Below are 396 nucleotides of genomic sequence, written 5' to 3'. Positions count from 1 at the left end.
ACCCCCCCCCCCCCCCCCCACACCCCCCCCCCCCCCGCCCCCCCCCCCCTCCTCCAAAACCTCTCTTTGTTCCCACCCCCCCGCCCCCCCCGACATCTCCACTCCCCGCCCCCCCCCCCCACCCCCCCCCCCCCCCCACAGCCACGCGTGGATGCTGTTCGTGACGGGCACAACGCTGTCGGTGCCATCACTGACCGGCACGCTACAGGGCTTTGTGGAGTCGCCCATCTATGCACGCACCAACGGCTACGTCTGTCTCTTATACACATCTCCGAGCCCACGAGACATGGCGCCTGATCTCGTATGACGTCATCTGCTTGAAAAGCGGGGGGGGGGGGGGGGGGGGGGGGGGGGGGGGGGGGGGGGGGGGGGGGGGGGGGGGGGGGGGGGGGGGGG

At 73.7% G+C, this 396-nt stretch carries 1 protein-coding gene; it reads left to right on the top strand.

What is annotated here, in order from left to right:
• Positions 1 to 151: 151 nt before the first annotated feature.
• Positions 152 to 307, top strand: coding sequence for a hypothetical protein (locus tag JHD73_RS28265; RefSeq protein ID WP_199033399.1), 156 nt, complete (start codon positions 152 to 154; stop codon positions 305 to 307).
• Positions 308 to 396 lie beyond the last annotated feature (89 nt).

This window comes from Ralstonia sp. ASV6 (genome assembly GCF_016429285.1).
Lineage (GTDB): Bacteria > Pseudomonadota > Gammaproteobacteria > Burkholderiales > Burkholderiaceae > Ralstonia > Ralstonia flaminis.
The sequence above is the reverse complement of the archived record's forward strand: the minus strand, read 5'-3'. Positions and strand labels throughout refer to the sequence as shown.